Here is a 22,498-nt window from a genome sequence, read left to right on the forward strand (position 1 = left end):
TTGCAGCGCGGTTCATTCCCAAAAAGATAGGAGCCTCGGCCATGAAGACACGCCAGAGAATCCTGCTGATGAGCCTGGCCTCGCTGCTGGGCATGGCCTTGATCAGTGCCACGGGCCTTCAAGCTCTGCGCCAGACCCTGGTGGAGGGCAAACAGGAGCAGATCCTGAAAGTGGCCCGATTGGCCCAGGGCGTGGTGGCGCAGTACCAGCAACTGGAAAGTGCCGGCAAGCTGAGCCGTGAACAGGCTCAGACCCAGGCCCGCGAGGCGCTGACGGGCATGCGCTTTGAAGACGACTACCTGTTTGTGCGCACTCTTGACAACGTGATGCTGGTGCACGCCGACCCGCGCCGCGTGGGCAAGGTGGACAAGGGCTCTCGCACCGATGATGGCCGCCTGACCTCCGAGGTCTACCGCGACGGCCTCAGCCGCGCCCGCCAGGTGTTCATGACCGCCTACGTGGCCCGGCCATCCGCGACCGACAAGAGCGAAGTGCCCAAGCTGCTGGGCGCCATCCTGGACGAGCGCTGGGGCTGGGTCATCGGCAACGGGGTGTTCATCGACGACATTGACGCGATCTACCGCAGCTACCTGTTGCACTTTCTGGGTCTGGGTGGCGTGGTGCTGGCCGTTTTGCTGGGCCTGGGCTGGCGCACCCATCGCGTGCTGCAGCGGCAGCTTGGGGGTGAGCCCGATTACGCGGCCACCATTGCCCGGGGCATCGCCGCAGGGCGGTTGGACCAGTCCATCGTGCTGGAAGGGCCCGCTGAAAGCCTGTTGGGTCAGATGCAAACCATGCAGCGCTCGCTGCGCGACGTGGTGCAAGAGGTTCAGCAGGGGGCGTCCACCATCCGCCAGGCGGCCGAGGAGGTGGCCCAGGGCAGCCAGGACCTGTCCAACCGCACCGAGCAGGCGGCGGCCAGCCTGGAGGAGAGCGCCTCGTCGATGGAACAACTGACCGACAACGTTCAGCACAACGCCGAGGCGGCACAACAGGCCCGTCAACTGGCCTTGCAGGCCAGCGATGTGGCCAGCCGAGGGGGCTCGGTGATGGCCCAGGTGGTGAGCACCATGGCCGAGATCAATGATTCATCGCGGCGCATCGGCGACATCATCGGCGTGATCGATGGCATTGCATTCCAGACCAACATCCTGGCGCTCAACGCGGCTGTCGAGGCGGCCCGTGCCGGTGAGCAGGGGCGCGGCTTTGCCGTGGTGGCCAGCGAGGTGCGCAGCCTGGCAGGCCGCAGCGCCCAAGCCGCCCGCGAGATCAAGGCCCTGATCGCCGATTCGGGCAGCCGGGTCGAGAACGGCAGCCACCTGGTCCAGCAGGCGGGCTCCACCATGGACGACATCGTGAAAGCGGTGGACCAGGTCAGCGTCATGATCCAGGACATCTCGGAGGCCGGGGCGCAACAAAGCCGCAGCCTGGGCGAGATCGGCAGCGCGGTGTCGCAACTCGACCAGATGACGCAGCAGAACGCGGCCCTGGTGGAGCAAAGCTCTGCCGCGGCCGCCAGCCTGCAGGAGCAGGCCCAGCGGCTGACGGGGACGGTGGGGCATTTCCATTGCTGAGGTGGATGGCCCGCCGATGCCCGGCTGATGGCCTGGTGTGCGCCCACCGCGAGAACAGGCTCTCAGGCTGACCCGGACCAGGGGTTGAACAGATCGATGCCCAGGCCTTCGAAATCACGGGTGTTGCGTGTCACCATGCACAGGCCGTGAGCGGCCGCGGTGGCCGCCAGCAGCGAGTCGATGGTCGGCAGGGGTCGGCCAGCCTTCGCCAACAAGCGGCCCCAACGATCGCCGACAAGCTGATCCACCGGCAGGATGCGCCCTTGGAAGTAGGCCGGAAGCTCGGTCTCCAGCCAGTCGTTCAAGATCTGCCTTTTCGGAAGGTCCTGCAGGCTGTCGATGCCTTTGCGGATTTCTCCGAGGGTGAGGACGCTGAGGAACAAGGCGCGAGACGGGCGTTGTGATATCCAGTGGGCGACGGCGGGGTTGGGGGCCTTACGCCGCAACTCGGACAGCACATTGGTGTCCAGCAGGTAGCTCACCAGGGAACCTCGGGTACGGTGTCCTGTTGCCGTGTCAGGTCCAACTCCAGGTCCGGAAACGGCGCCTGCTGCATGAATTCCACGAGAGACTGATGTCGACCTGAGAGCGATTCATATTGCTTTTGGGATAGCAGAACCGCCACCGGGCGCCCGTGCAGGGTGATGTCCTGTGGGCCTTCGGTTTCGGCCTTCTTGACGACTTCGGAGAAGCGGGCTTTGGCTTCTTGAACTTGCCAGATGGACATGGGTGCCTCCGTGAATTCTGACCAGACAGGGCATAGTTTATCGCCATGCCATGGGCAGGTGCTTTCGGTGCCCTGTCCGCCGGTCAGTTCGTCAGTTCGTCAGCCTTTCAGCTTGTGCGCCGGCAAGCGTGCCGCCAGCCGCTCGCCCATCTCCGCGCCCAGTGCCTGCAGGCCGCTCAGCGGGCGCACCATTACCTCAAACTCGGTGATCAGCCCTTGGGCGTCAAACTGGATCAGGTCGATGCCCTTGAGCGCCTTGCCCTTCACGTTGGCGCTGAACTCCAGCACCACGCTCAGGCCATCGTCGCTGGCCAGTTCTCGGTGGTAGGCAAAGTCTTCAAACACTTGCATCACCGTGCCCAGGATCATCTCCAGTGCGGCCGCCGGGCCGTAGGGCGTGTGCGCCATCGGCGAGCGGAACACGGCGTTGGGGTGCAGCAAGGCGCTCAGGCCGCTGAGGTTTTTGGTTTGCACCATGGCGTGCCAGCGGGCCAGGGAGGCCTGCACGGCGGGGTTCAGGTGGGTCAGGGTGTTGATCATCGCAGTCTCCTTTGGGGGTTCAGATTTGGGCGGCGAGGGTGGTGCCTTGGTGGATGGCACGCTTGGCATCCAGTTCGGCGGCCACATCGGCACCGCCGATCAGGTGCACGCTGCAGCCGGCGGCCCGCAGCCCTTCGTACAACTCGCGCTGGGGTTCTTGGCCGGCGCAGACCACCACGTTGTCCACGGGCAGCAACTGGGGTTGGCCGTCCACGGTGATGTGCAGGCCTTCGTCGTCGATCTTCTGGTAGGCCACTGAATTCGTCATGGCCACGCGGCGCGCCTTCAGGGCGCTGCGGTGGATCCAGCCCGTGGTCTTGCCGAGTTGGTCGCCCACCTTGCTGTCCTTGCGCTGCAGCAGGTGCACCTGGCGTGGCGAGGCCTCCACCTGCGGGCGGGCCAGGCCGCCGGCCTGGGCATAGCTTGGGTCGATGCCCCATTCGGCATAGAACTTGGTCGGGTTCTGGCTGGCGCTGTCGCCCGCATGGGTGAGCACCTCGGACACATCAAAGCCAATGCCGCCGGCCCCGATCACGGCCACCGAGCGGCCCACGGGCTGGTGATCGCGCAACACATCGAGGTAACCGAGCACCTTGGGGTGGTCGATGCCCTCGATCGCCGGGGTGCGGGGCACCACGCCGGTGGCCAGCACGATCTGGTCAAAGCCGCCGGCCCGCAGGCCGGCCACATCGACGCGGGTGTTCAGGTGCAGAGCCACCTTCGTCAACTCAAGCTGGCGTTTGAAGTAGCGCAGGGTTTCATGGAACTCCTCTTTGCCCGGCACCTGTTTGGCGATGTTGAACTGGCCGCCGATCTCGGCCGCGGCATCAAACAGGCTGACCTGGTGGCCACGCTCGGCGGCGGTGACCGCAAAGCTCAATCCGGCCGGGCCGGCGCCCACCACGGCGATCTTCTGCGGCTGGGCCGTGGGCTCGATCAGCAGCTCGGTCTCGTGGCAGGCCCGGGGGTTGACCAGGCAGGAGGTGATCTTGCCGCCAAAGGTGTGGTCTAGGCAGGCCTGGTTGCAACCGATGCAGGTGTTGATCTCGTCGGCGCGGTTGTCGGCGGCCTTTTGCACAAAGAACGGGTCGGCCAGCAGGGGGCGGGCCATCGACACCATGTCGCAGACGCCGTCGGCCAGCAGTTGTTCGCCGACCTCGGGGGTGTTGATGCGGTTGGTGGCCACCAGCGGGATGCCGACATGCCCCTTGAGCTTGCCGGTCACCCAGGCGTAGGCCGCGCGCGGCACCTTGGTGGCGATGGTGGGGATGCGGGCCTCGTGCCAGCCAATGCCGGTGTTGAGGATCGTGGCCCCGGCGGCTTCGATGGCCTGGGCCAGGGTGATCACCTCGGCCAGGGTGGAGCCGCCCTCGACCAGGTCGATAGCCGACAGACGGTAGATGATGATGAAGTTCGGGCCCACCCGCTCACGCACCCGCCGCACGATTTCGACGGCAAAGCGGATGCGGTTTTCGTAGGGCCCCCCCCATTCGTCGCTGCGGTGGTTGGTGCGCGCCGCAATGAACTCGTTGATCAGGTAGCCCTCCGAGCCCATGATCTCGACGCCGTCATAGCCCGCCCACTGGGCCAGGGCGGCGCAATTCACGAAATCGGCGATGGTCTGCTCCACCTCTTCACCTGACAGGGCCTGGGGCACAAAGGGGTTGATGGGCGCCTGAAGTGCACTGGGGGCCACCAGGCCTTTTTGATAGGAATAGCGGCCGAAATGCAGGATCTGCATGGCAATCTTGCCCCCCGCCGCGTGCACGGCCTCGGTCACCGTGCGGTGCTGCAGGGCTTCGGCCTCGGTGCTGAGCTTGGCGCCGCCCTTCATGGGGCGGCCCGCGTCATTCGGGGCGATGCCGCCGGTCACCATCAAGGCCACGCCGCCGCGGGCGCGCTCGGCGTAAAAGGCGGCCATGCGCTCAAAGCCGTTCGGCACCTCTTCGAGGCCCACATGCATGGAGCCCATCAACACGCGGTTCTTGAGGGTGGTGAAGCCCAGGTCCAAGGGCTGCAGCAGGTGAGGGTAGGGGTGGCTCATCGTCGGTCTCCGTTTTAATTGCAACTGGTTGCATAAAATTCTAGAGGCAAAATTGGTCTTTGTGCAACCGGTTGCATAAACGGTGGCCCAAGCGCCCCAAAAGCTGTGTTGAGGCAAAATCTTCCCCATGTCCCTGCCCCATGCCTTGCTCACGGCCCTGATCGAGCGACCCAGTTCAGGTTTTGACCTGGCGGCCCGTTTTGACAAATCGATGGCCTATTTCTGGCAGGCCTCACACCAGCAGATCTACCGTGAACTGGGCCGGCTGGAAGAGGCGGGCTGGGTGCGCTCCAGTGCCGACGAAAGCGCCCGGGGCGGGCGCAAGGTCTACGAAGTGCTGGACGCGGGGCGTGAGGAACTGCGCCGCTGGGTGGCCGAGCCCGCCGACCCGCGGCCCCTGCGCGAGGAACTGATGGTGCGCCTGCGGGCTGATGCCGCCGTCGGCCCCTGTGGCCTGGAGCCCGAAATTGCCCGTCGGCTGGCCCTGCACCAGGCCCAGCTGGCGGTCTATCAGGCCATCGAACAACGCGACTTTCCAGCGGGCGGTGACCAGCGAGCCCAGCGCCTGCAGCACCTGGTCCTGCAGGCCGGCATCATGGTGGAGTCCATGTGGTGCGAGTTCTCAGAGCGCGCCCTGGCCATCCTGAATGAACCCGAGCCTGAGGCCGGCGAGGGCTCCCCTGCAGCGGATCAGGCAGCAGGCCCGCCATCCCCGTGAACAAAGGGGATCGCGTGCTCCACCGTGTCCCAGATGAAGCGCCCTGAGGGCGATTTCTGTTCTTCCACGATGTGGGCCACCAGCCCGGCCGCACGCGAGATCACGGCAAAGCCGCGCATCACGGCGGTGGGCACGCCCAGTTCGCCCAGCAGGGCGGCCACGGCGCCGGTGGCGTTGATCGTGACGGGGCGGCCCCAGACCTCGTCCACCGCTTGGGACAAGGTCATCAAGGCATCCAGATGGGCCCCCTTCAACTCGGGCTCGGCCCGGCCCAGCTCGATGAGCTTGTAGGCGCGCGGGTCCACCGGTTTGTGCAGGTGGTGGCCGAAGCCGGGCACGGCCTGTTTGCGCGCGCGATGCTCACGGGCGATGGCCAGCGCTTCGGCGGGCCCATCCGGGGCGGCCAGGATGCGGTCCAGCAAGCGGGAGCCGTTCTCCATGGTGCCCACAAAAGAGCTGCCCACGGCCAGCAGACCGGCCGCCACCGCGCCTTGCAGGTTCTCGGGGGCGCTCATGTAGATCAGGCGGGTGGCAATGGCGCTGGGGGTCAGGCCGTGCTCCATCAGCACCACCAGCACCACGTCGGTGATGCGCACATCCACCGGTCGCAGCGGGCGCCCCAGGATTTGCATCAGCATCACCTCGGTGAAGCCTTTTTGGCCCATCAGGTCTTCGACCAGATCCGCATCGCGGTAATGCAGGCTGGTCAGGGTGTGGCGGCACAGGCCGGTGGTCGGGGTGTTCTGGGCTTGGGGGTTCGTCATGGGGATTCCTTTGGAACAGTTTCAGGCAGCGGGGCTCAGCGCTTGCTGGCGCACCTCGGTCTTGAGCACCTTGCCCACGGGTGAGCGGGGCAGGCTGGCATGGAAGTGGATGCGCTTGGGGGTCTGCACCGGGCCCAGGCGCTCACGCACAAAGGCGATCAGCTCGGCCTCGCTGGGCAGGGGCAGGGCGTCGGGGCGCAGTTGCACTGCGGCCTGCACCGATTCGCCCCACTTGTCGTCGGGCACGCCGAACACCACGCATTCGTGCACGGCCGGGTGCTGACCCAGGGCGTTTTCCACATCCACCGGGTAGACGTTGAAGCCACCGGTGATCACCACGTCACGCAGGCGGTCCTTCAGGAACAGGTAGCCCTGTTCGTCGATCAGGCCCCGGTCGCCGGTGTGCAGCCAGCCTTCCACCAGAGTTTCGGCGGTCTTTTCGGGCAGGCGCCAATAGCCGCTCATGAGCAGGTCGCCGCGCGCCACCACCTCGCCGATCTCGCCGGGCGGCAGGATCTCACCGCTGGGCGACATGATGGCCACGTCGCTGAACCAGGCGGTGCGCCCCACCGCGGCCCAGTGGCGCTCGTCCTCGAAATCGTCCGGGCGCATCACGGTCAGGATCTGCGGCGCCTCGGTCTGGCCATAGGTGGTGCCCAACACCGGGCCGAAGAATTCGCGCACGGCGCGGATCTTCTCGGGCGGCATGGGGGCTCCGCCATAGATCAACTGGCGCAGTTGCGGGTAGTCGGCCCGGCTGCTGCCGGGCAGGGCCATCAGCATGTAGATCAGGGTCGGGGGCATGAAGCACACCGTGCCGCCACGCTCGCGAAAGGCCTGGCGCACCGCCTCGGCCCCGCCCTGGGCCAGCAGCACGTGGCAGCCGCCCTGGGCCAGCACCGGCAACAGGTAGGTCGAGGTGCCGTGCGTGATCGGGGCGGCCACCACATAGCGCGTGTGCTCGTCAAAGCCCCAGGCCTGGATCTGGTTGACGATGTTGGCCATCCAGGCCCGGTAGGGCTGCATCACGCCCTTGGGCAGGCCGGTGGTGCCCCCCGTGAACTTGATGGCCTGGGTGGCCTGATCAGGTTGATGGAAGTGAGGCTCGGGCGCTTGGGCATGGCGCTCGATCAGACGGGTCAGCGCGGCCCCACCCAGGGCGATGCGGTGGCCCGGGGCCTCGCCCAACAGGGCGGTGCCGGCCTCGTCGAGCACCAGCACGCTGGGCTCGGTGGCGTCGACGATGCGGCGAATTTCGGGCGCAGTGCTCTTGGGGTTCAGGGGCACCCAGGTCTTGCCGCAGGCCAGCACGGCGAGCAGGGCCACGATGTGCTCGGCGCTGTTGTGGGCACAGATCGCCACCCGGCTTTGCTCGTGCGGGTCGGCCGCCAGCAGGGCGGCGGCGACGGCGCGCACGCGGCGGGCCAGCTCGGCATAGGGGATGCATTGATCCGGGGCGTCGATGGCGATGCGCTCGGGCCAGCGCCGGGCGGCGCGCCAGAAGAAATCAATGGGGTACATATCGGGTTCTCGTGAACGGTGATCAGTGAGTGGGGGCAGAGAGTGGAGGTTGGTGCGCGGCTCAGTCGGCCTTGGCCCCGGAGGCCTTGACCACCTCACGCCAACGCTTGATCTCGTTGGCGATGGTCTGGCGCATCTGCTCGGGCGTGCCGGGCAGGGGGGTGGCCGCCATCTCTTGCAGACGCTGGCGCAGCTCGGGCTGGGCCAGCGATTTGTTCAGCGCCTGGTTCAGGCGCTCCAGCACGGCGGCCGGGGTGCCGGTGGGCGCGGCCAGGCCAAACCATGACTGCACCTCCAAGCCCGGGTAACCCGATTCGGCCAGCGTGGGCACATCTGGCAGCAGCGGCGAGCGCTGGGCGCTGGTGACGGCAATGGCCCGCAGACGCCCGGCCTTGATGTGGGGAAGCGCCGAAGGCATGTTGTCGAACATCGACTGCACCTGGCCACCGATCAGGTCGCTGATGGCGGGGGCGCTGCCTCGGTAGGGCACATGCAGCAGGTTCAGGCGGCTCTGCATCTTGAAGATCTCCCCCGACAGGTGGATCGACGAGCCGCTGCCCGATGAGGCAAAGGTGATGCCCTCTTTGTTCGCCTTGGCAAAGCGCTGGTAGTCGCCCACCGATTGGATGGGCAGAGTCGGGTTGACCACCAGCACGTTGGGAATGCTGGCGATCAGCCCGATGGGCTCGAAATCCTTCACCGGGTCATAGCCCAGGCGCGGATACAACGACGCGTTGATGGTGTTGGCAATCGTGTAGACGTAAAGGGTGTAGCCATCGGCTGGCGCGTGGCTGACGGCCTCGGCCCCCACATTGCTGTTGGCGCCGGTGCGGTTGTCGATGGTCACTGGCTGGCCCAGCTGTTCGCTCAAGCGCTGGCCGACCTGGCGTGCGATCAGGTCGGTGGCGCCACCGGCTGAATAACCCACGACCAGGCGGATCGGTTTGGTGGGCCAGGGCGCGCTGCCGGGCTGTGCCAGCGCCAGGGCGCTGAAGGCCGTCTGGAGCAACAGGGCGCAGGCCAGGCGCCGGGCTCTGAGACGGGGTGGGATGCAGGGAGGGGAAATCTTGGGGTCCATGGTCTTGTCTCCTGAGGGTGGTTCTGGCCGTTGGCGTGTCTGGGGCACACTGCGCGGCTGGGCTCAACACCGGATTGTTCTGAATGTCCACGAAACGCATGCATGAAAACGTTCACCTGGTGGACGAAGAACCCTCGCCGGCCTCCCTCCAAACGCCGGGCAAGGGGCTGGACGACGAGGCCGGCAACCGCACCCTGCGCCGGGGCCTGCAGGTGCTGGACCAGGTGCTGGCCGGCGGCCGTGAAGGCGTGCGGGTGGTCGACCTGGCTCGTGCCACCGGCCTGGAGCGGGCCACGCTGTACCGCCTGTTGGCCCCTTTGATCGAGGCGGGCTACGTGGCGCGGCAAGGGCGCTACCGCTACCAGCCCGGGCTGCGCCTGGCCCCCTTGCAGCCGCAGCCTGGCAGCGCCAACTGGGCGGTGCGCCTGGCGCCGGTGCTGGCCCAGGTGAGTGCCTGTGGCGGCGACGCCACCTTTGCGATCGTGCGTGAGGGCGCGCTGTCACGTTGCATTGCCCGGCATGTGGGCACGCACCCGGTGCAGATTCTGGTGATCCAGGTCGGCACGGCCCAACCCCTGGGGGTGGGGGCGGCAGGCCTGGCTTTGCTGTCGGCGCTGCCCGAGTCTGAGGTCGAGGCCTGCATCGCCGCCAATGCCGGGCAGTTGGCGGCGTATGGGGGCATGAGCCCGGAGCGCTTGCGCCTGCTGGTGGCGGCCAGCCGTGAGCGGGGCTGGTCGGTGGTGGGCAACCACGCCACCCGCGGCGTGCTGGCGGTGGGCTGCGCCGTGCGCAATGCCTTGGGCGAGCCGGTGGCCGGCATCAGCGTGGCCACCACCCTGGCGCGCCTGCCCAAGGCGCGTCAGCAACTAATGGCACGGGCGATGCAGGAGGCCTTGCAGCAGCACCTGCCCGAGGGCTTGTGAGGAACTGCGGTGGGCGGCTCAGGCGCTCAACGGGGCCTGGGGGGAACGCAGACCGCGGGCCAGCTTGACCAGGTCGATCAGGCGCAGCACGCGTTCTTCGGCCGCCGTCCCGACCAGCACGCGGTCCTCGCGCTGGCCAGCGGGCAGGCGCCCGTGTTCGATGTTGACCAGCGCCGGCACCTTGAATCCCAGCCACTGCCCGTCGTCTTCCAGCACCAGCACCTGCCCGGCGTCGGTCGGGTCTGCCGCCAGACCCAGCAGCGGCGCCAGGGCCAACACCGGAATGGCCCGGCCCCGGTTCATCAGCAGGCTGCCCTGTCCCAGACCATGCACTGCGGAGCCTGGCTCCCAGGGCAGAATTTCTGCGATCTGCGGTAAAGGGCTGGCCACATCGCCCCCCAGGCGGTAGATCAGCAAGGGGCCGCTGTCACGAGGCGGGGCGGCCTGGGGTTCACCCCCACGCGCTTGCTGGCCACCGGACTGGCTCAGCCGGGTCAGGTCCAGCAGGCGCGCATCGGTTTGCAAGGCCTGCGCGTCGAGCAGCAGAAAAAAGCCGATGCAACTCGGCTCGGGCCGGCCCGGTGTCGCCGCCAGGGCCTCCACCGGCAGGGTGCCGGCAAACAGGGCCGAGCCCGTGAGGCTGTAAGGGGGCAGGGGAACGCGCTGGCGGCAGTCGGCCGCCGCCACGTCGGTGATGCTGTCGACCAGGCAGGCCACCAACCCGCCCGCGGTGGGAACCAGAAAGGCCTGCTGATCGGCGCTGACCTGATGGCCTGCCTGGGGGCTCAGCCCGCAAAGCTGGCCCAGGTGGACGGCCGGCACGTCGTGTCCATTGAATCGCATCATCCCCAGGAAGGCCCCCGAGGCATTGCGCACGTCCTGCAGCTCCGGATTGACCACGGTGGTGTGAACGGCCTCGGTGCCGATCGCCATCGGAATGCCCTGGCAGCGGAACAGCATCAGGGGCTGGGCGTCCACCACCGGCAAGGCAGATCCTGCCGGCACGGACGGGCTTGCGACGGGTGCCCTGGGCGACTCAGTCTGGCCGTCTGCGGCTGGTTCGGGCGTCGCTGGCCAGGTCATGGGCAGATGGGGCTGGCTGATCAGGCGTTGCACATTCAGCAGGCTGACCTGGCTGCCATCGTCCGGGCGCTCAAAACCGCCCATCAGAACCGAATCGCTTTGCTGCGCTGGCCCGAGCCGGCGCATGTGGGCCGGGGGCAAGGCGTACACCCCCACCACCCCATCGGCCGCCAGTCCGAGCAGGCGCTGCTCCCATTCAACCACCACCACATAGGGGGCTGGCCTGTGTTGGGGCATGCCGGGTTGCAGCAGGTGGCGCAGGTCCATCACCGGCACCATCAGGCCGCGCAAGGAGAGCGCGCCGATGATGCTGGGGCACTCGGTGGGCAAGGCGCTCAGGTTCCCGGTCTGCACCACCTCCTTGAGGTGGAGCTGGTACAAGGCCAGTGACATCCCCGCCAGGTGGAACACCCCCACGTGGAGCGGGTCGGCGGCGGCGGGGCTCATGCGCTGGCGGCTGCGGTCAGCTCATGGATCAGGTTGGCCACACCGTCGGCCAGGCGGGCCTGGGCCTCCGCTGCCTGGGCGATGCTCTCCACCCGGCTCACGGTGAGGGTCACATTGCCCAGGATGCCCTCGAAGCTGGTGGAGGCGGCCCGGCTGACTTCTGCCCCCTCATTGACTTCGCGAGAGGATTGCTCGATCAGGTTGGCGATCTCCTTGGCGGCCCCGGCGCTGCGCTCAGCAAGCTTGCGCACCTCGGCCGCCACCACGGAGAAACCCACCCCGTGGGCGCCGGCGCGGGCTGCCTCGATGGCCGCGTTGAAGGCCAGCAGGTTGGTCTGGCTGGCAATGTCACTGATCACGCGCACGATCTCACCCACCTTGGCCGAGCTGGCCTCGATGCGGTCGATCGCGCTGATGGACTTGCGCAACGAGTCATGGCCCAGTTCGGCGGCCCGAGCGGTCTCGGTGGCACGTTCGGCGGCCACCCGGGTGTTGTCGGTGACTTGGTGGATGCTGGTCAGCAGGCTTTCGATGCTCTGGTTCATCTCGTCGGCCCGCTTGGCAATGCTTTGTTCCAGCTGGATCTCCTTGGTGACGTCGAATGCGTATTTGACGATCTTCACCACCTTGCCATTCAGGTCCAGGATGGGGTTGTAGGTGGATTGCAGCCAGACATTGCGCTGGTATTTGCCCACCCGGTGGAAGCGCCCGGAGAGGAATTGACCCTCGCCCAGGCGCAGCCAGAAATCGCGGTACTCCAGGCTTTGCGTGTACTCGGGCGTGCAGAACAGGCTGTGGTGCTGGCCCTGGATCTCGCGCAGCGTGTAGCCCATGGCGGCCAGGAAGTTGCGATTGGCGGTCAGTACATTGCCGTCCAGATCAAACTCAATCACCGCCTGGCCCTTGTCGATGGCTGCCACCTTGGCTTCGTACTCGGAGGTGCGCACCTTGGATGCCGTGATGTCAGAGGCGAACTTGACCACCTTCACCGGGCGCCCCAGGGCATCGAACACGGGGTTGTAGGTGGCATGGATCCAGACCTCGCGCCCCTCGTTGCCGATGCGTTTGAACACATCGGTGATGTACTCGCCGCGCCCCAGGCGCTCCCAGAGCTGGTGGTATTCGGTACTGTTGGCCATGTCGTGCTCGACAAACATGCGGTGCGGGCGGCCCTGGATGTCCTCCAGCGAATAGCCCATCAGGCCCAGAAAATTCCGGTTCGCGGCCAGGATTTTGCCGCTCAGGTCGAATTCGATCACAGCCTGAGCCCGGTCGATGGCCACCAGCCTGGCATCCGCCTCGAGTTGGCGTGACTTGCTGTCGGTGATGTTGTTGGCCTGCACGATCACCTTGGCCAATTGGCCGTCCAGCCCCAGGACCGGGGTCAGGGTGGCGGCCAGCCAGATTTCCTTTTCCGCATGGCCTTTCAGGCGCATCTCGCCAGACCAGCTTTCACCGCGCCGCAGCGTGGGCCAGAGGGCCTGGCGGGCCGGGCTTGGCTTGTCTTCATCAAAGACCAGGCTGCTCTCCGGGCGTCCGAGCAAATCCTCGCGCTGGAGCTCCAGCGCATTCAGCATCGGCTGGTTGGCACTGAGGATGAGGCCCTGGGCGTCGAAATCCATGACACAGGTGGTTTTCTGCAGGGTGTCCATGCGAGCCTGGATGTCGAGGCTGGCCAGCTTCTCGGCCGTCACGTCGCTGCAGAACTTGATCACCTTGATCGGCTGACCGTCCAGGTCAAAGATGGGGTTGTAGGTGGCGCGCAGCCAGACCCGCTTGAGGTTTTTGCCAATGCGCAGGTACTCGCCACCCTCGAACTGGCCTTGTCCCAGCTTTTGCCAGAAGGCCCGGTAGGCGGCCGGGTTGAAGGTGTCGTTGTCGACAAACATCCGATGGTGCTGGCCGGCAATCTCGTCCAGCGTGTAGCCCATCAGGTTCAGGAATTGCTCATTCGCGGTCAGCACGGTGCCGGCCATGTCGAACTCGATGGTGCCGTGCGAGCGTGTGATGGCACTGACCTTGCCATCGTCCTCCAGGGATTTGAGCATGGCCTGGGTCACGTCGGTGGCGAACTTGACCACCCGCACCGGCTTGCCGTCCAGCCCCACGATTGGGGTGTAAGTGGCCTGCAACCAGACGGGGCGGCCCTTCAGGTCGCGTCGCCGGAACGAGCCGGTCTGGGGCTGGCCGGCGCGCAAGGCAGTCCAGAATGCCGGGTACTCCGGGCTGTCCACATACGCCTTGTCACAGAAAAGGCTGTGGCTTTGGCCTATCACCTCGTGGCGGCTGCACTGCATGGCCTGCAGGAACAGGTCGTTGGCCTCCAGGACCTCGCCCTCCAGATTGAATTCGATCACGGCCTGGGTCTGGTCGATGGCCCGCATGCGGACCTCGGCCTCGATGGCCTTGAGCCGGGTGCTGGTGATGTCGTGGGCAAACTTGATGAAGCGCTCGGGCTTGCCATCGGGGCCGATCACGGGTGCAGCAATGCCGTAGATGTGGATGCGGCGACCCTGGGCATCCATGCGCTCGAACTCCCCACACACCGAGCGTCCGGCATGCAGCTCTGACCAGTAATGGTCGTAGGCCGGGCTTTCGACGAGCTCTGCCGGGCACATCACGCGGTGGTGCTGGCCCTGCAGTTGCTCCAGTGGGTAGCCGTACAGGGCCAGAAAATGGTCATTGGCTTCGGTCAGAAAGCCATCGCGGTCAAATTCGGCCAGCGACTGGGCCTGGTCAATCGACTTGCCCAGGCTGATCAACTCGCGGGCTTCGCCCGGCGTGAGGCTTTCGCCCCGCATCAGTTTTTCGGTCAGCAGGTCGTAGAACGCATTCTTGAACATCCGGAGCTCCTTCGATCGTGGTGCATGGGCCTTTGCCATGCACTTTGAATCAACACCTCGGAGCGAATTTATCAGATGATCACATATTTATCAATAAAAATTGTATTTTTGAGTCTGAATGGTGGCGAATATCGTATTTATCGAATTAGTTCGAGCATTCGGGCTTGCGGCTCTGGCAGGTAGGCACTCGGCGCCAGGTGGCGCGCTCAGGCCAGGCGCCTGGTGGCAGGGGGGATGGGGCATGGGCGCCTCAGTCCAGGCTGATGTTGGCCTTCTTGATCAGGGCCTGGTACTGCTGCGACTTGGTGTCGGCGTTCTTCAGGATCTCTTCGACTGACCAGTTCAGCGGCTCGAAGGCAAAGGTGTTGAAGCGCTCGCGCACCTCGGGCTCTGCCAGCACCTTGAGCACATCGGCGTGGATCTTGGCTCGCACCGCGGCCGGCACTCCCTTGGGGCTGAGCAGGCTGACAAAGGAGTTCACGTCCAGACCCGCCGGGCCACCGGCTTCGGCCACGGTGGGCACCTCAGGCAGTTGGGGGATGCGCTTCGGGGCGGCCACTGCGAGGTAGCGCAGCTTGCCGGCCTTGTACACCCCCTGGCTGGACGGGATGCTGGCAAAGCTCCAGGCCACATCGCCATTGGCCACCGAGGTGTAGAGCTGGCTGACCTCCTTGTAGGGGGCGTGGACCATCTGCACCTCGGTCAGCGACTCCAGCCATTCGGCCCCCAGGTGCCCCGGGCTGCCGACCCCCCAGGATCCATAGCTGATGGAACCGGGCCGGGCCTTGGCAGCGGCCAGCAGGTCAGCCATGGTCTTCCAGGGCGACTGGGAGGACACCGCCACCATGAAAGGGGTGCGGAACAAGGGCGCTACCGGGTCGAAGGCCTTGAGGGTGTCGAAATTGCGCGATTTGTACAGGTAGGGCAGGGCGGCCAGGTGCTCGCTGTCGAGTTGCACCAGGCTGTAGCCGTCGGCGGCGGCCCGGCGCGCCGCCTCGATGGCAATGAAGCCGCCGCCGCCAGGCCGGTTGTCCACGGTCACGCTTTGCTTCCATTGGGCCGACAAGCGATTGGCCACCAGACGCAGCACGGCGTCGGGGCCGCTGCCCACGGCGAAGGCGGTGAACACCGTGACCGGCTTGGTCGGGTAGTCGGTGCTGCCTTGGGCCGCCACCGGTGCGTTCAGGCCCAGCCCCCCCAGGCTCAGGGCGGCCACCAGGGCGAAGCGGCGTGTGATGTGTTGGCTCATGCTTGTCTCTTTTCTGAGGTTGGGATGGGATCTGGCGGTGGGTTCAGTCGGCCGGACCGACCTTCAGGGTGACGCGGCCCACGCCGGCCACATGGCCTTCGATGCGGTCGCCGGGCAGCACGGCCCCCACACCCTCGGGGGTGCCGGTGTAGATCAGGTCGCCCGGCTGCAGGTGGTAGAACTGCGACAGGTCGGCGATGATTTCACGCAGGTTCCAGATCAGTTTGGCGACATCGGACTGCTGCCGGGTGGCGCCGTTCACGCTGAGGGCGATCTCGCCGTGTTCAATCACCTGGCCCGGCAGGGGCACGATCTCACCGCACACCGAAGATTCTTCGACATCCTTGCCCAGGTCCCAGGGGCGGCCCTTGTCACGGGCCAGCAACTGCAGATCGCGACGTGTCATGTCCAGGCCCGGGGCGTAGCCATAGATCAGCTCATGGGCGTCTTCTGCCCTGACCCGAAAGCCTGGCTGGCCGATGGCCAGCACCAGCTCCATCTCGAAATGGTAGTTGGCCGTGCCGGGGGGGTAGGCCACGGCGGCCCCGCTTTGCACCAGGGTTTGCGGGGCCTTGGTGAAGTAGAAGGGGCGTTCCACGCGCTTGTCCACCGGCTTGCCCATCTCGACCGCATGGGCGTGGTAGTTGCGGCCGACGAAGAACAGGCGGTTGATCGGCAGGCGCCGGGTGCTGCCCTGCACAGGCAGCGACATGACGGCGGGCGGGTTCCAGAGGTAACTGGGGGTCGGGTTCATGGCAGATCGACGGGTTGGGGGCCGCAGGTGAGGTGGATGAGGCGGGAGAGGACGCGGTTCAGCGCACCTCGTAGACGCCCAGTTTCTGGTGCAAGGGGGATTCATCCGCCATGAAGACAAAGGCCGGGGCGTCGGGGCGTGGGTTGACCAACGTGACGGGCGTGTACCCCGGCGCGCAGCAGGTGTCGGCCTCGGCCAACTGAAAGGACTGATCGTCGACCTGCCCCTGTACCCGAACCTCCAGCGCCCCCTCGATCACATGGAACACGCAGGCGGGTGAGCGTGCCGGCAAGGCCAGGGTCTGGCCTGGGCGCAACATCAAGGCGTAAAAGCCCAGGATGTTCTCGGCATGGCCGCCGGTGGCCGGGTTGGTGTAGGTGAGTTGCACCGCGTCGAGGCCCGGCTGGTCCTCGGCCAGGGCCTGCAGCGCGGCGCGGGCCTCCGCCCAGGGGTAGCGCAGCATGGGGTAGGCCCGGGGGCTGCGTTCGAACACCGGGGTGGGCAGCAGGCCCCCGCGGGCGTGGGTGCGCTCACCGTGGCCGGGTTTCACGGCCTGGCGCGGGCCATCCACGTGGTAGGACGCCTCCATGTAATGCACCAGGGGCAGGTCCAGCACGTCCAGCCACACCACGGGCTGGTCTCCGTCGTGGCCGTGCTCATGCCACAGCCCGGTCGGGGTCAGGATCAGGTCGCCCCGGCTCATGGGGCACTTTTCGCCGTCCACCGTGGTGTAAGCCCCTTCCCCCTCAACGATCATGCGCACCGCGTTGGGCGTGTGACGGTGCGACGGGGCCCACTCACCGGGCAGCAGCAGTTGCATGCCCAGGTACATGGCGGCGCTGGCTTGCATCTTGTCCAGCCCATGGCCCGGGTTGGCCAGCACCAGCACGCGGCGCTCGGCTTTTTCGATCGGGGTCAGTTCACCCGCCTGCAGCAACAGCGGTCGCAAGGCCTGGTAAGACCAGGCTGTCGCCCGGGTCTGGGGCCGAGGCTTGCCCGGCGGCAAGACCGCCCGCAGGCTGGGCCACAAAGGCACCAGGTTCTGCGCCTTCAGCGCATCGCGGTAGTCCTGGGGCAGGTCTTCCAGGCGTCCAAGTTCATTCATGAGGGGCTCCAGGCCGGCTTGCAGGGGCTGGCGGGTGTTTCAAATGCATACTGATAGACAGTGTGCTGACGAAAAGTGTAGGTTTAGAATTTGACGCCCATCACCCGTGCAAACCCTGAACCCTGTCCGATGTCCGCCCTCCCGCCCAGCCTGAGCCCCGATCTCGAGGACCTGCCCGGTTTTCACATTCGCCGACTGCAGCAGATCGCCGTGGCGGTGTTTCTGGAGGAAACCCAGGAACACGGCCTGACACCGGTGCAATACGCGGCCATGGCCGCCGTGCAGCGCCAACCCGAGCTGGACCAGCGCACCTTGGCCCGCACCATCGGCTTTGACACCTCCACCATCGGCAGCGTGATCGACCGCCTGGAAGCCCGTGGCCTGATGCGGCGCAATGCCTCGCCCACCGACCGGCGCGTGCGGCTGCTGACCCTCACCCCCGACGGCGACACCTTGCTGGCCGAGGTGCAGCCCGGCATGCTGCGCGCCCAGGCCCGCATGCTGGAGCCGCTGCCCCCCGAGCAGCGAGAGGCCTTCATGCAGATGCTCAAGGTGCTGGTGGACGGCAACAACGAGTACAGCCGGGCGCCCAGCGTGCCGCTGGAGCCCGCTGTGGAAGGGCGGCGGGCGGGTTGAATGGAACGCAGGGGTGATCGAGGCCTGCAACACTTTGCTGCGCTTGATACCCCGTCGACGACACTTGTTATTAACGGGTGCCGTTATCAGTATCGGATGACCAACCTGGACTCCCACTGAAAGGAATGCCAGCCATGGCCCGTGAGATTCCCTGGCCCCATCCGGGTGAGATTCTTTTGCATGACTATCTGGAGCCCATGGGCATCAGCCAGTACGCCTTGGCCAAGGCGATTGGCGTGCCCCCTCGGCGCATCAACGAGATCGTCAAGGGCTTGCGCGGCATCACGGTCGATACGGCATTGAGGCTGGCGGTGTTCTTTGGCACCGATGCCCAAAGCTGGATCAATCTGCAGACGGACCACGATCTGATGCGGGCACGGGAAGACATGGCCGATGTGTTGGCCAGCATCCAGAGGCATACCGGTGTCGCGGAAGCGAACTCTGCGTGAGATCGCCACTGCGAGCCTCACCCCCCCCTCAAACCGGCTCCCCCAGATTCAGCATCAGCCGGTTGGCCCAGGCAAAGATGGCGACGGCGTGCAGCATGTCCAGCACCTCCAGGTCGCTCAGGCCCTGGTCGCGCAGCGACTGGATGGCGGCGGGTCCGAAGTCGGCGGGGACTCGGGTCAGGGCGATCGAGGCGCGCACGATGGCGCGTTCGCGCGGCGTGGTGCCGGCGGTGTCGGGGTCTTCGAACACCTGGGCGATCACGTCGTTGCGCTTGGTCAGTTGCTCGAAGCGCTGCGCATGCACCGAAGCGCAGTACACGCAGCCGTTCACCCGCGACACCACCGCGCTGGCCAGCTCGCGTTCGGCCCGCGACAGGCCGCCCGGCGCGTACATGATGGCGTTGAACACGGTGGAGCGCTCTTGCAGGATGCGCGGCTGCTGGCTCAGCAGCAGGTAGTAGTCGGAGCTGCGGGCCTTGGGGTGGCTGCTGTCGAGCACGGCCAGTTGTTCGGGCGTGGCCTGGGCCAGGTCCAGCACCGGCAGCCAGGCCTTCCAGCCCAGGGTGGCGCTGGTGAAACCCTTGATGTTGAGCGGTTCGCCCGGGGGCGGCAGGTTGGCCGGGTGCACGAAGGGGGCGTCGTCGGCCGCCGGGGGCTGGGCGGTGGTGGCGCCCAGGGCCTTCATGGCCTGCAGGCCGGCCAACACGCGCACCTGGTAGCTCACATAGGCGATCAACTGGGCCAGTGCAATCGCTTCCGGGGTCGAAAAACCCGCGGCTGGGAGGCTCAGCAGGGCCTCGCGGTCGCCGGCCACCGGGTTCACGGTCAGGGTGTGGGCAAAGGCCCGGGCCGCGGCCAGCCGGCCCGAGTCCTGCACCGGTCCGTGCTGGCGCAAGGCCTGGGCATAGTGGGCCGTCAGGCCTTCATGGCCGACGGTCTGCGCCATGGACAAGGCCACGTGCAGGCGCTCGCCCAGGCTCAGGCCGGGCAGGGCCGGGTCGAACAGGGCGTCGTGGCTGCCCTGGGTGGCGGCCACCACCTTGTCGCGCTGGTGGCGGGTGGTGTACAGGGCCTCGGCGGGGGCCAGGGGCACCAGGGTGTCGATCAGGTCAGTGCTCATGATGGGCTCTCTCAGGGGTGGGCGTGGGCGGCCTGCGCAGCATGGGCGTCCACGGCTTGTTGTAAAAAATCCAGCACGCCAGCCCAGGAGGCCTGGTCGGCTTGTGCATTGGCGGCGGGGTGGCCCCCGGTGGTGCTGAGGCGGCCCGACACCGGGTGGGCATAGACCAACTGGGTGGTGGGCACCGTCGGAAACAGAACGCTGTGGCCGGCCTCGGGCCAGTCGAGCTGGCGCACGGGCCAGGGATGCCCGGCCTGCGCCAGGTGATCCACCACCATGCGCCCGTAGAGGCTGGAAGGCCACGAGCCATCATCCCCCGCGGTCAGCAACAGCACCGGGCCGCGGATGCGCTCCACCCGGATGCGCGCGCGCTCCACGGCCTCGGCATCCTGCAGCGAGGTCAGCAGGGCGTTCGTGTGGCGGCGTGGCTCCGGGCCTTCATCCCAGGGGGCCCAGGTGGCGTGGCGGTTGTGCTCCCAGACATGCGGGATCGGGCGGCCCCGGTAGAGCCAGGCCCAGCCCTCGCGCCCCAGGGCTGGGTCGCAGGCGTTCTGGGCGCAGTTGACCACGGCCGAAGGCACATAGCCGATCACGGCCGACACCAGATCGGGGAACATCGCCCCCAGCAGCAGCACCAGTTCACCGCCGCGCGACTGCCCGCTCAGCGCCACAAAGCCCTGCGCGGGTTGCAACTGCCGGTGCATCCAGTGCAGGGCGGTCTCGAAGTACTCCAGCGGGGTGTTCGAGATGTAGTCGGACAAGCCGGGCGCCTTGAAATAACCCAGCGCCAGAGCGGTGTAGCCGCGCGAGGCATACAACGCGCCCCGGGCTTCGTTGATGCCGCCGCCCGAGCCATTGAGCACCAGCACCGCTGGGTGCGGCCCCGGGCCGGCGGGCGTCCACAGGCTGCCCACCAGGCCTTGCTCGCGGATTTCGCGGCGTTGCACGCCGGGAGCGGCCAGTTGCTGCACCAGCCAGGCCTGCGCCACGACCTGATCGTCGCGCAGCAAGGTGATGTGGGTCCGCAGCGCGGCCCCGGGCTCGGTGCCGAACACCTCGCGGGAGGCGCCGGGCTGTTCGGGCGCCTGGGCCCAGATCAGGCCCATGGCGTCCACGCCCTCGTAGGCCGAACCAGGCAATGGGGCGTCGCGGCCCAGGTCGACCTGACCGGCGGCATCGGCCTGGTACCGGGCCGTGGCCACCCAGGCCACACCGGGACCGCGCACGGTGCGGCTTTGCAGCGTGATGGCTTCGCCGGGTGCTAGGCCCTGGACCAGGATCTGGCGCGGCACGTCGATCAGTGCCTCAGCCGGGAGGATGCTCAGGTGGACGGCGGCGCTCATGGCTTACTTGCCCACGCGGCTGACCTGCATGGCCGTGGTGCGGTCGCTGAGCAGCGGCACCACCTTCAGGCCCTTCTTGGCGGCCCAGATGTTCTGGTAATGGAACAGCGGGATGGCACCCACATCGTCGCTCACCAGCTTGGCCGAGTGGCGCAGGATGGCCTCGCGGCGGCGGGCATCGAACTCGACCGTGGCCGCGTCCAGCGATTTGTCGACCGATTCATTGCCGTAGCGGCCCCAGTTCGAGGCGCCGCGGCCGCGCTTGGCGTCCACGCTGGCAAAGGCGTTCAGCAGGCCGTAGCTGGCCTCGCCGGTGCCATTGCCCCAGGCCAGCACGCTCACCGCGTACTCGTTCTTGTTGGCCTTGCCGGCATACACCGACCACGGCACCACCTCGACCTTGGTCTTCACGCCGATGCGGCTCCAGAACTGGGCCACCGCCTGGGCGGTCTCGGGGCCTTGCGGGTAGCGGTCGCCAGGCACATGGATGCTGATCTGGAAGCCTTGCGGAAAGCCGGCCGCGGCCAGCAGCTTTTTGGCCTGCTCGGGGTCGTTGGCGATCTCGGGGATGTCGGGGTTGAAACCAAAGCTGCCCTTGGGCATCCATTGGTTGGCGACGGTGACCGTGCCTTGCAGGATGCGGTCGGCAATCGCTTTGCGGTTGATGGCCAGCGACAGCGCCTGGCGCACCCGCACATCGAGCAGCGGGTTCTGGGCCAGCGGCTTGCCGGCGTTGTCGGTGATGAATTCATTGGGCCCCGTGCGGAAGCTGGGCTGCACCAGCAGCACGCGCAGGCCAGGGTAGGTGTAGACGCTGAAGGCCGGGTTTTTGCGCAGCTTCTCGACATCGGTGACCGCCACCTTGTCGATCACGTCCACGTCGCCCGCCAGCAGGGCAGCCGTGCGGGCCGCCCCATTGTTGATGAAGCGGTAGTTCACCTTCTCCCACTCGGGCTTGGGGCCCCAGTAGCTGGGGCTGCGCTCGAACACCGTGCGGTCGCCCGGCACGTACGACACCCATTTGTACGGCCCGGTGCCCACCATGGCCCGGCCGGCGTTGTAGTCCTCGGTCTTGGATTTCTCGCCCACGTGCTTGCTCACGATGTAGACCGAGGCGATCTCCAGCGGCAGCATGGGGTTGGGGGTGGTGGTCTTGATCACCACCGTGTGGGCATCGCGGGCCGTGGCCGATTCAACCGAGCGCAGCGCCCCGGTGTACGAGGCCACGCTGCCCGGCACGTTGCGGGCGCGCTGGAACGAAAACACGATGTCGTCGGCGGTGAAGGGCGTGCCGTCCTGCCATTTGATGTCGGTGCGCAGCTTGAACTCCCAGGTGCGCTCGTCCAGGCTCTTCCAACTGCTGGCCAGGGCCGGCTCCAGCTTGCCGCCATCGCGTGAGTTGATGATCGAATCCCAGAAATGCAGGGCCAGCGAGCGGTCGCCGGCATGGTTGTTGAGCTGGGGGTCCAACGAGGACAGGGGGTCGGCGTAGCCGATCGACAGGGTCTGGGCGCCGGCCAGGGGGCTGGACAGGCTGGCGGCCAGAGCCAGGGCGGTGAGGGTGGTTTTCATGGGCGTCT

The 22,498-nt window shown here is 66.9% G+C and carries 20 protein-coding genes; 5 read left to right on the forward strand and 15 right to left on the reverse strand.

Annotated features, from left to right (window positions below):
* Nucleotides 1-41: 41 nt before the first annotated feature.
* Nucleotides 42-1,574 (forward strand): methyl-accepting chemotaxis protein, encoded by a 1,533-nt coding sequence (locus AC07PT_RS05665; protein ID WP_494656075.1) that lies wholly within the window; start codon nucleotides 42-44, stop codon nucleotides 1,572-1,574.
* 62 nt (nucleotides 1,575-1,636) lie between these two features.
* Here AC07PT_RS05665 and AC07PT_RS05670 read toward each other — a convergent pair whose 3' ends face one another.
* The 4 genes from AC07PT_RS05670 to AC07PT_RS05685 form a co-directional block, all read right to left on the reverse strand.
* Nucleotides 1,637-2,056 carry a type II toxin-antitoxin system VapC family toxin gene (locus AC07PT_RS05670; protein ID WP_494656076.1) on the reverse strand — a complete coding sequence of 140 codons (420 nt, stop codon included), beginning with the start codon at nucleotides 2,054-2,056 and terminating at the stop codon, nucleotides 1,637-1,639.
* Nucleotides 2,053-2,301, reverse strand: a complete 249-nt coding sequence (locus AC07PT_RS05675; RefSeq protein ID WP_492345455.1) for a type II toxin-antitoxin system Phd/YefM family antitoxin — start codon at nucleotides 2,299-2,301, stop codon at nucleotides 2,053-2,055. The genes AC07PT_RS05670 and AC07PT_RS05675 overlap by 4 nt, the downstream gene beginning before the upstream one ends.
* A 99-nt stretch (nucleotides 2,302-2,400) precedes the next feature.
* Complete coding sequence (locus tag AC07PT_RS05680) at nucleotides 2,401-2,841, reverse strand: nuclear transport factor 2 family protein (protein WP_494656077.1); 441 nt, start codon at nucleotides 2,839-2,841, stop codon at nucleotides 2,401-2,403.
* A gap of 19 nt (nucleotides 2,842-2,860) precedes the next feature.
* Nucleotides 2,861-4,885 (reverse strand): oxidoreductase, encoded by a 2,025-nt coding sequence (locus AC07PT_RS05685; protein ID WP_494656078.1) that lies wholly within the window; start codon nucleotides 4,883-4,885, stop codon nucleotides 2,861-2,863.
* Nucleotides 4,886-5,012: 127 nt separating this feature from the next.
* On the opposite strand from AC07PT_RS05685, the gene AC07PT_RS05690 reads away from it, so the two are divergent.
* Complete coding sequence (locus AC07PT_RS05690; protein WP_494656079.1) at nucleotides 5,013-5,603, forward strand: PadR family transcriptional regulator; 591 nt, start codon at nucleotides 5,013-5,015, stop codon at nucleotides 5,601-5,603.
* On the opposite strand, the gene AC07PT_RS05695 is transcribed toward AC07PT_RS05690, so the two are convergent.
* The 3 genes from AC07PT_RS05695 to AC07PT_RS05705 form a co-directional block, all read right to left on the reverse strand.
* Nucleotides 5,576-6,367 carry a citryl-CoA lyase gene (locus tag AC07PT_RS05695; RefSeq protein WP_494656080.1) on the reverse strand — a complete coding sequence of 264 codons (792 nt, stop codon included), beginning with the start codon at nucleotides 6,365-6,367 and terminating at the stop codon, nucleotides 5,576-5,578. The genes AC07PT_RS05690 and AC07PT_RS05695 overlap by 28 nt on opposite strands.
* A 21-nt stretch (nucleotides 6,368-6,388) precedes the next feature.
* Nucleotides 6,389-7,888 (reverse strand): class I adenylate-forming enzyme family protein, encoded by a 1,500-nt coding sequence (locus tag AC07PT_RS05700; RefSeq protein ID WP_494656081.1) that lies wholly within the window; start codon nucleotides 7,886-7,888, stop codon nucleotides 6,389-6,391.
* Between the two features lie 61 nt (nucleotides 7,889-7,949).
* The gene (locus AC07PT_RS05705) at nucleotides 7,950-8,966 is read right to left on the reverse strand and encodes a Bug family tripartite tricarboxylate transporter substrate binding protein (protein WP_494656082.1); all 1,017 of its coding nucleotides are present in this window, start codon (nucleotides 8,964-8,966) and stop codon (nucleotides 7,950-7,952) included.
* 83 nt (nucleotides 8,967-9,049) lie between these two features.
* Between AC07PT_RS05705 and AC07PT_RS05710 the strand changes: the two genes are divergently transcribed.
* Nucleotides 9,050-9,889, forward strand: coding sequence for an IclR family transcriptional regulator (locus AC07PT_RS05710; RefSeq protein ID WP_494656083.1), 840 nt, complete (start codon nucleotides 9,050-9,052; stop codon nucleotides 9,887-9,889).
* Nucleotides 9,890-9,907: 18 nt separating this feature from the next.
* Here the strand turns inward: AC07PT_RS05710 and AC07PT_RS05715 are convergent, their stop codons facing one another.
* From AC07PT_RS05715 to AC07PT_RS05735, 5 genes are all read right to left on the reverse strand, one after another.
* Nucleotides 9,908-11,419, reverse strand: a complete 1,512-nt coding sequence (locus AC07PT_RS05715) for a chemotaxis protein CheW (RefSeq protein ID WP_494656084.1) — start codon at nucleotides 11,417-11,419, stop codon at nucleotides 9,908-9,910.
* The gene (locus AC07PT_RS05720; RefSeq protein ID WP_492345464.1) at nucleotides 11,416-14,262 is read right to left on the reverse strand and encodes a PAS domain-containing protein; all 2,847 of its coding nucleotides are present in this window, start codon (nucleotides 14,260-14,262) and stop codon (nucleotides 11,416-11,418) included. The genes AC07PT_RS05715 and AC07PT_RS05720 overlap by 4 nt, the downstream gene beginning before the upstream one ends.
* 250 nt (nucleotides 14,263-14,512) lie before the next feature.
* Nucleotides 14,513-15,511 carry a Bug family tripartite tricarboxylate transporter substrate binding protein gene (locus AC07PT_RS05725; protein ID WP_492345465.1) on the reverse strand — a complete coding sequence of 333 codons (999 nt, stop codon included), beginning with the start codon at nucleotides 15,509-15,511 and terminating at the stop codon, nucleotides 14,513-14,515.
* 43 nt (nucleotides 15,512-15,554) lie between these two features.
* Entirely contained in the window at nucleotides 15,555-16,265 is a 711-nt protein-coding gene (locus AC07PT_RS05730; RefSeq protein ID WP_494656085.1) for a fumarylacetoacetate hydrolase family protein, read from the reverse strand.
* Between the two features lie 58 nt (nucleotides 16,266-16,323).
* Nucleotides 16,324-17,370: a cupin domain-containing protein gene (locus AC07PT_RS05735; RefSeq protein WP_494656086.1), complete on the reverse strand. Its 1,047-nt coding sequence runs from the start codon at nucleotides 17,368-17,370 to the stop codon at nucleotides 16,324-16,326.
* A gap of 129 nt (nucleotides 17,371-17,499) precedes the next feature.
* On the opposite strand from AC07PT_RS05735, the gene AC07PT_RS05740 reads away from it, so the two are divergent.
* Nucleotides 17,500-18,006 carry a MarR family winged helix-turn-helix transcriptional regulator gene (locus AC07PT_RS05740; protein ID WP_494656087.1) on the forward strand — a complete coding sequence of 169 codons (507 nt, stop codon included), beginning with the start codon at nucleotides 17,500-17,502 and terminating at the stop codon, nucleotides 18,004-18,006.
* A gap of 134 nt (nucleotides 18,007-18,140) precedes the next feature.
* Complete coding sequence (locus tag AC07PT_RS05745; RefSeq protein ID WP_492345469.1) at nucleotides 18,141-18,455, forward strand: HigA family addiction module antitoxin; 315 nt, start codon at nucleotides 18,141-18,143, stop codon at nucleotides 18,453-18,455.
* A 28-nt stretch (nucleotides 18,456-18,483) separates the two neighbouring features.
* Here the strand turns inward: AC07PT_RS05745 and AC07PT_RS05750 are convergent, their stop codons facing one another.
* Genes AC07PT_RS05750 through AC07PT_RS05760 form a run of 3 tightly spaced genes read right to left on the reverse strand, consistent with a single transcriptional unit; the run spans nucleotide 18,484 to nucleotide 22,490 of the window.
* The gene (locus AC07PT_RS05750; RefSeq protein WP_494656088.1) at nucleotides 18,484-19,575 is read right to left on the reverse strand and encodes a CMD domain-containing protein; all 1,092 of its coding nucleotides are present in this window, start codon (nucleotides 19,573-19,575) and stop codon (nucleotides 18,484-18,486) included.
* Nucleotides 19,576-19,586: 11 nt separating this feature from the next.
* On the reverse strand, nucleotides 19,587-20,918 hold the full coding sequence (locus AC07PT_RS05755) for an acyl-CoA thioesterase/bile acid-CoA:amino acid N-acyltransferase family protein (RefSeq protein WP_494656089.1): 1,332 nt from the start codon (nucleotides 20,916-20,918) through the stop codon (nucleotides 19,587-19,589).
* Nucleotides 20,919-20,921: 3 nt separating this feature from the next.
* Nucleotides 20,922-22,490, reverse strand: coding sequence for an ABC transporter substrate-binding protein (locus tag AC07PT_RS05760; protein WP_492345472.1), 1,569 nt, complete (start codon nucleotides 22,488-22,490; stop codon nucleotides 20,922-20,924).
* Nucleotides 22,491-22,498: the final 8 nt, after the last annotated feature.

It is taken from the genome of Curvibacter sp. GW821-FHT09D12, assembly GCF_059416245.1.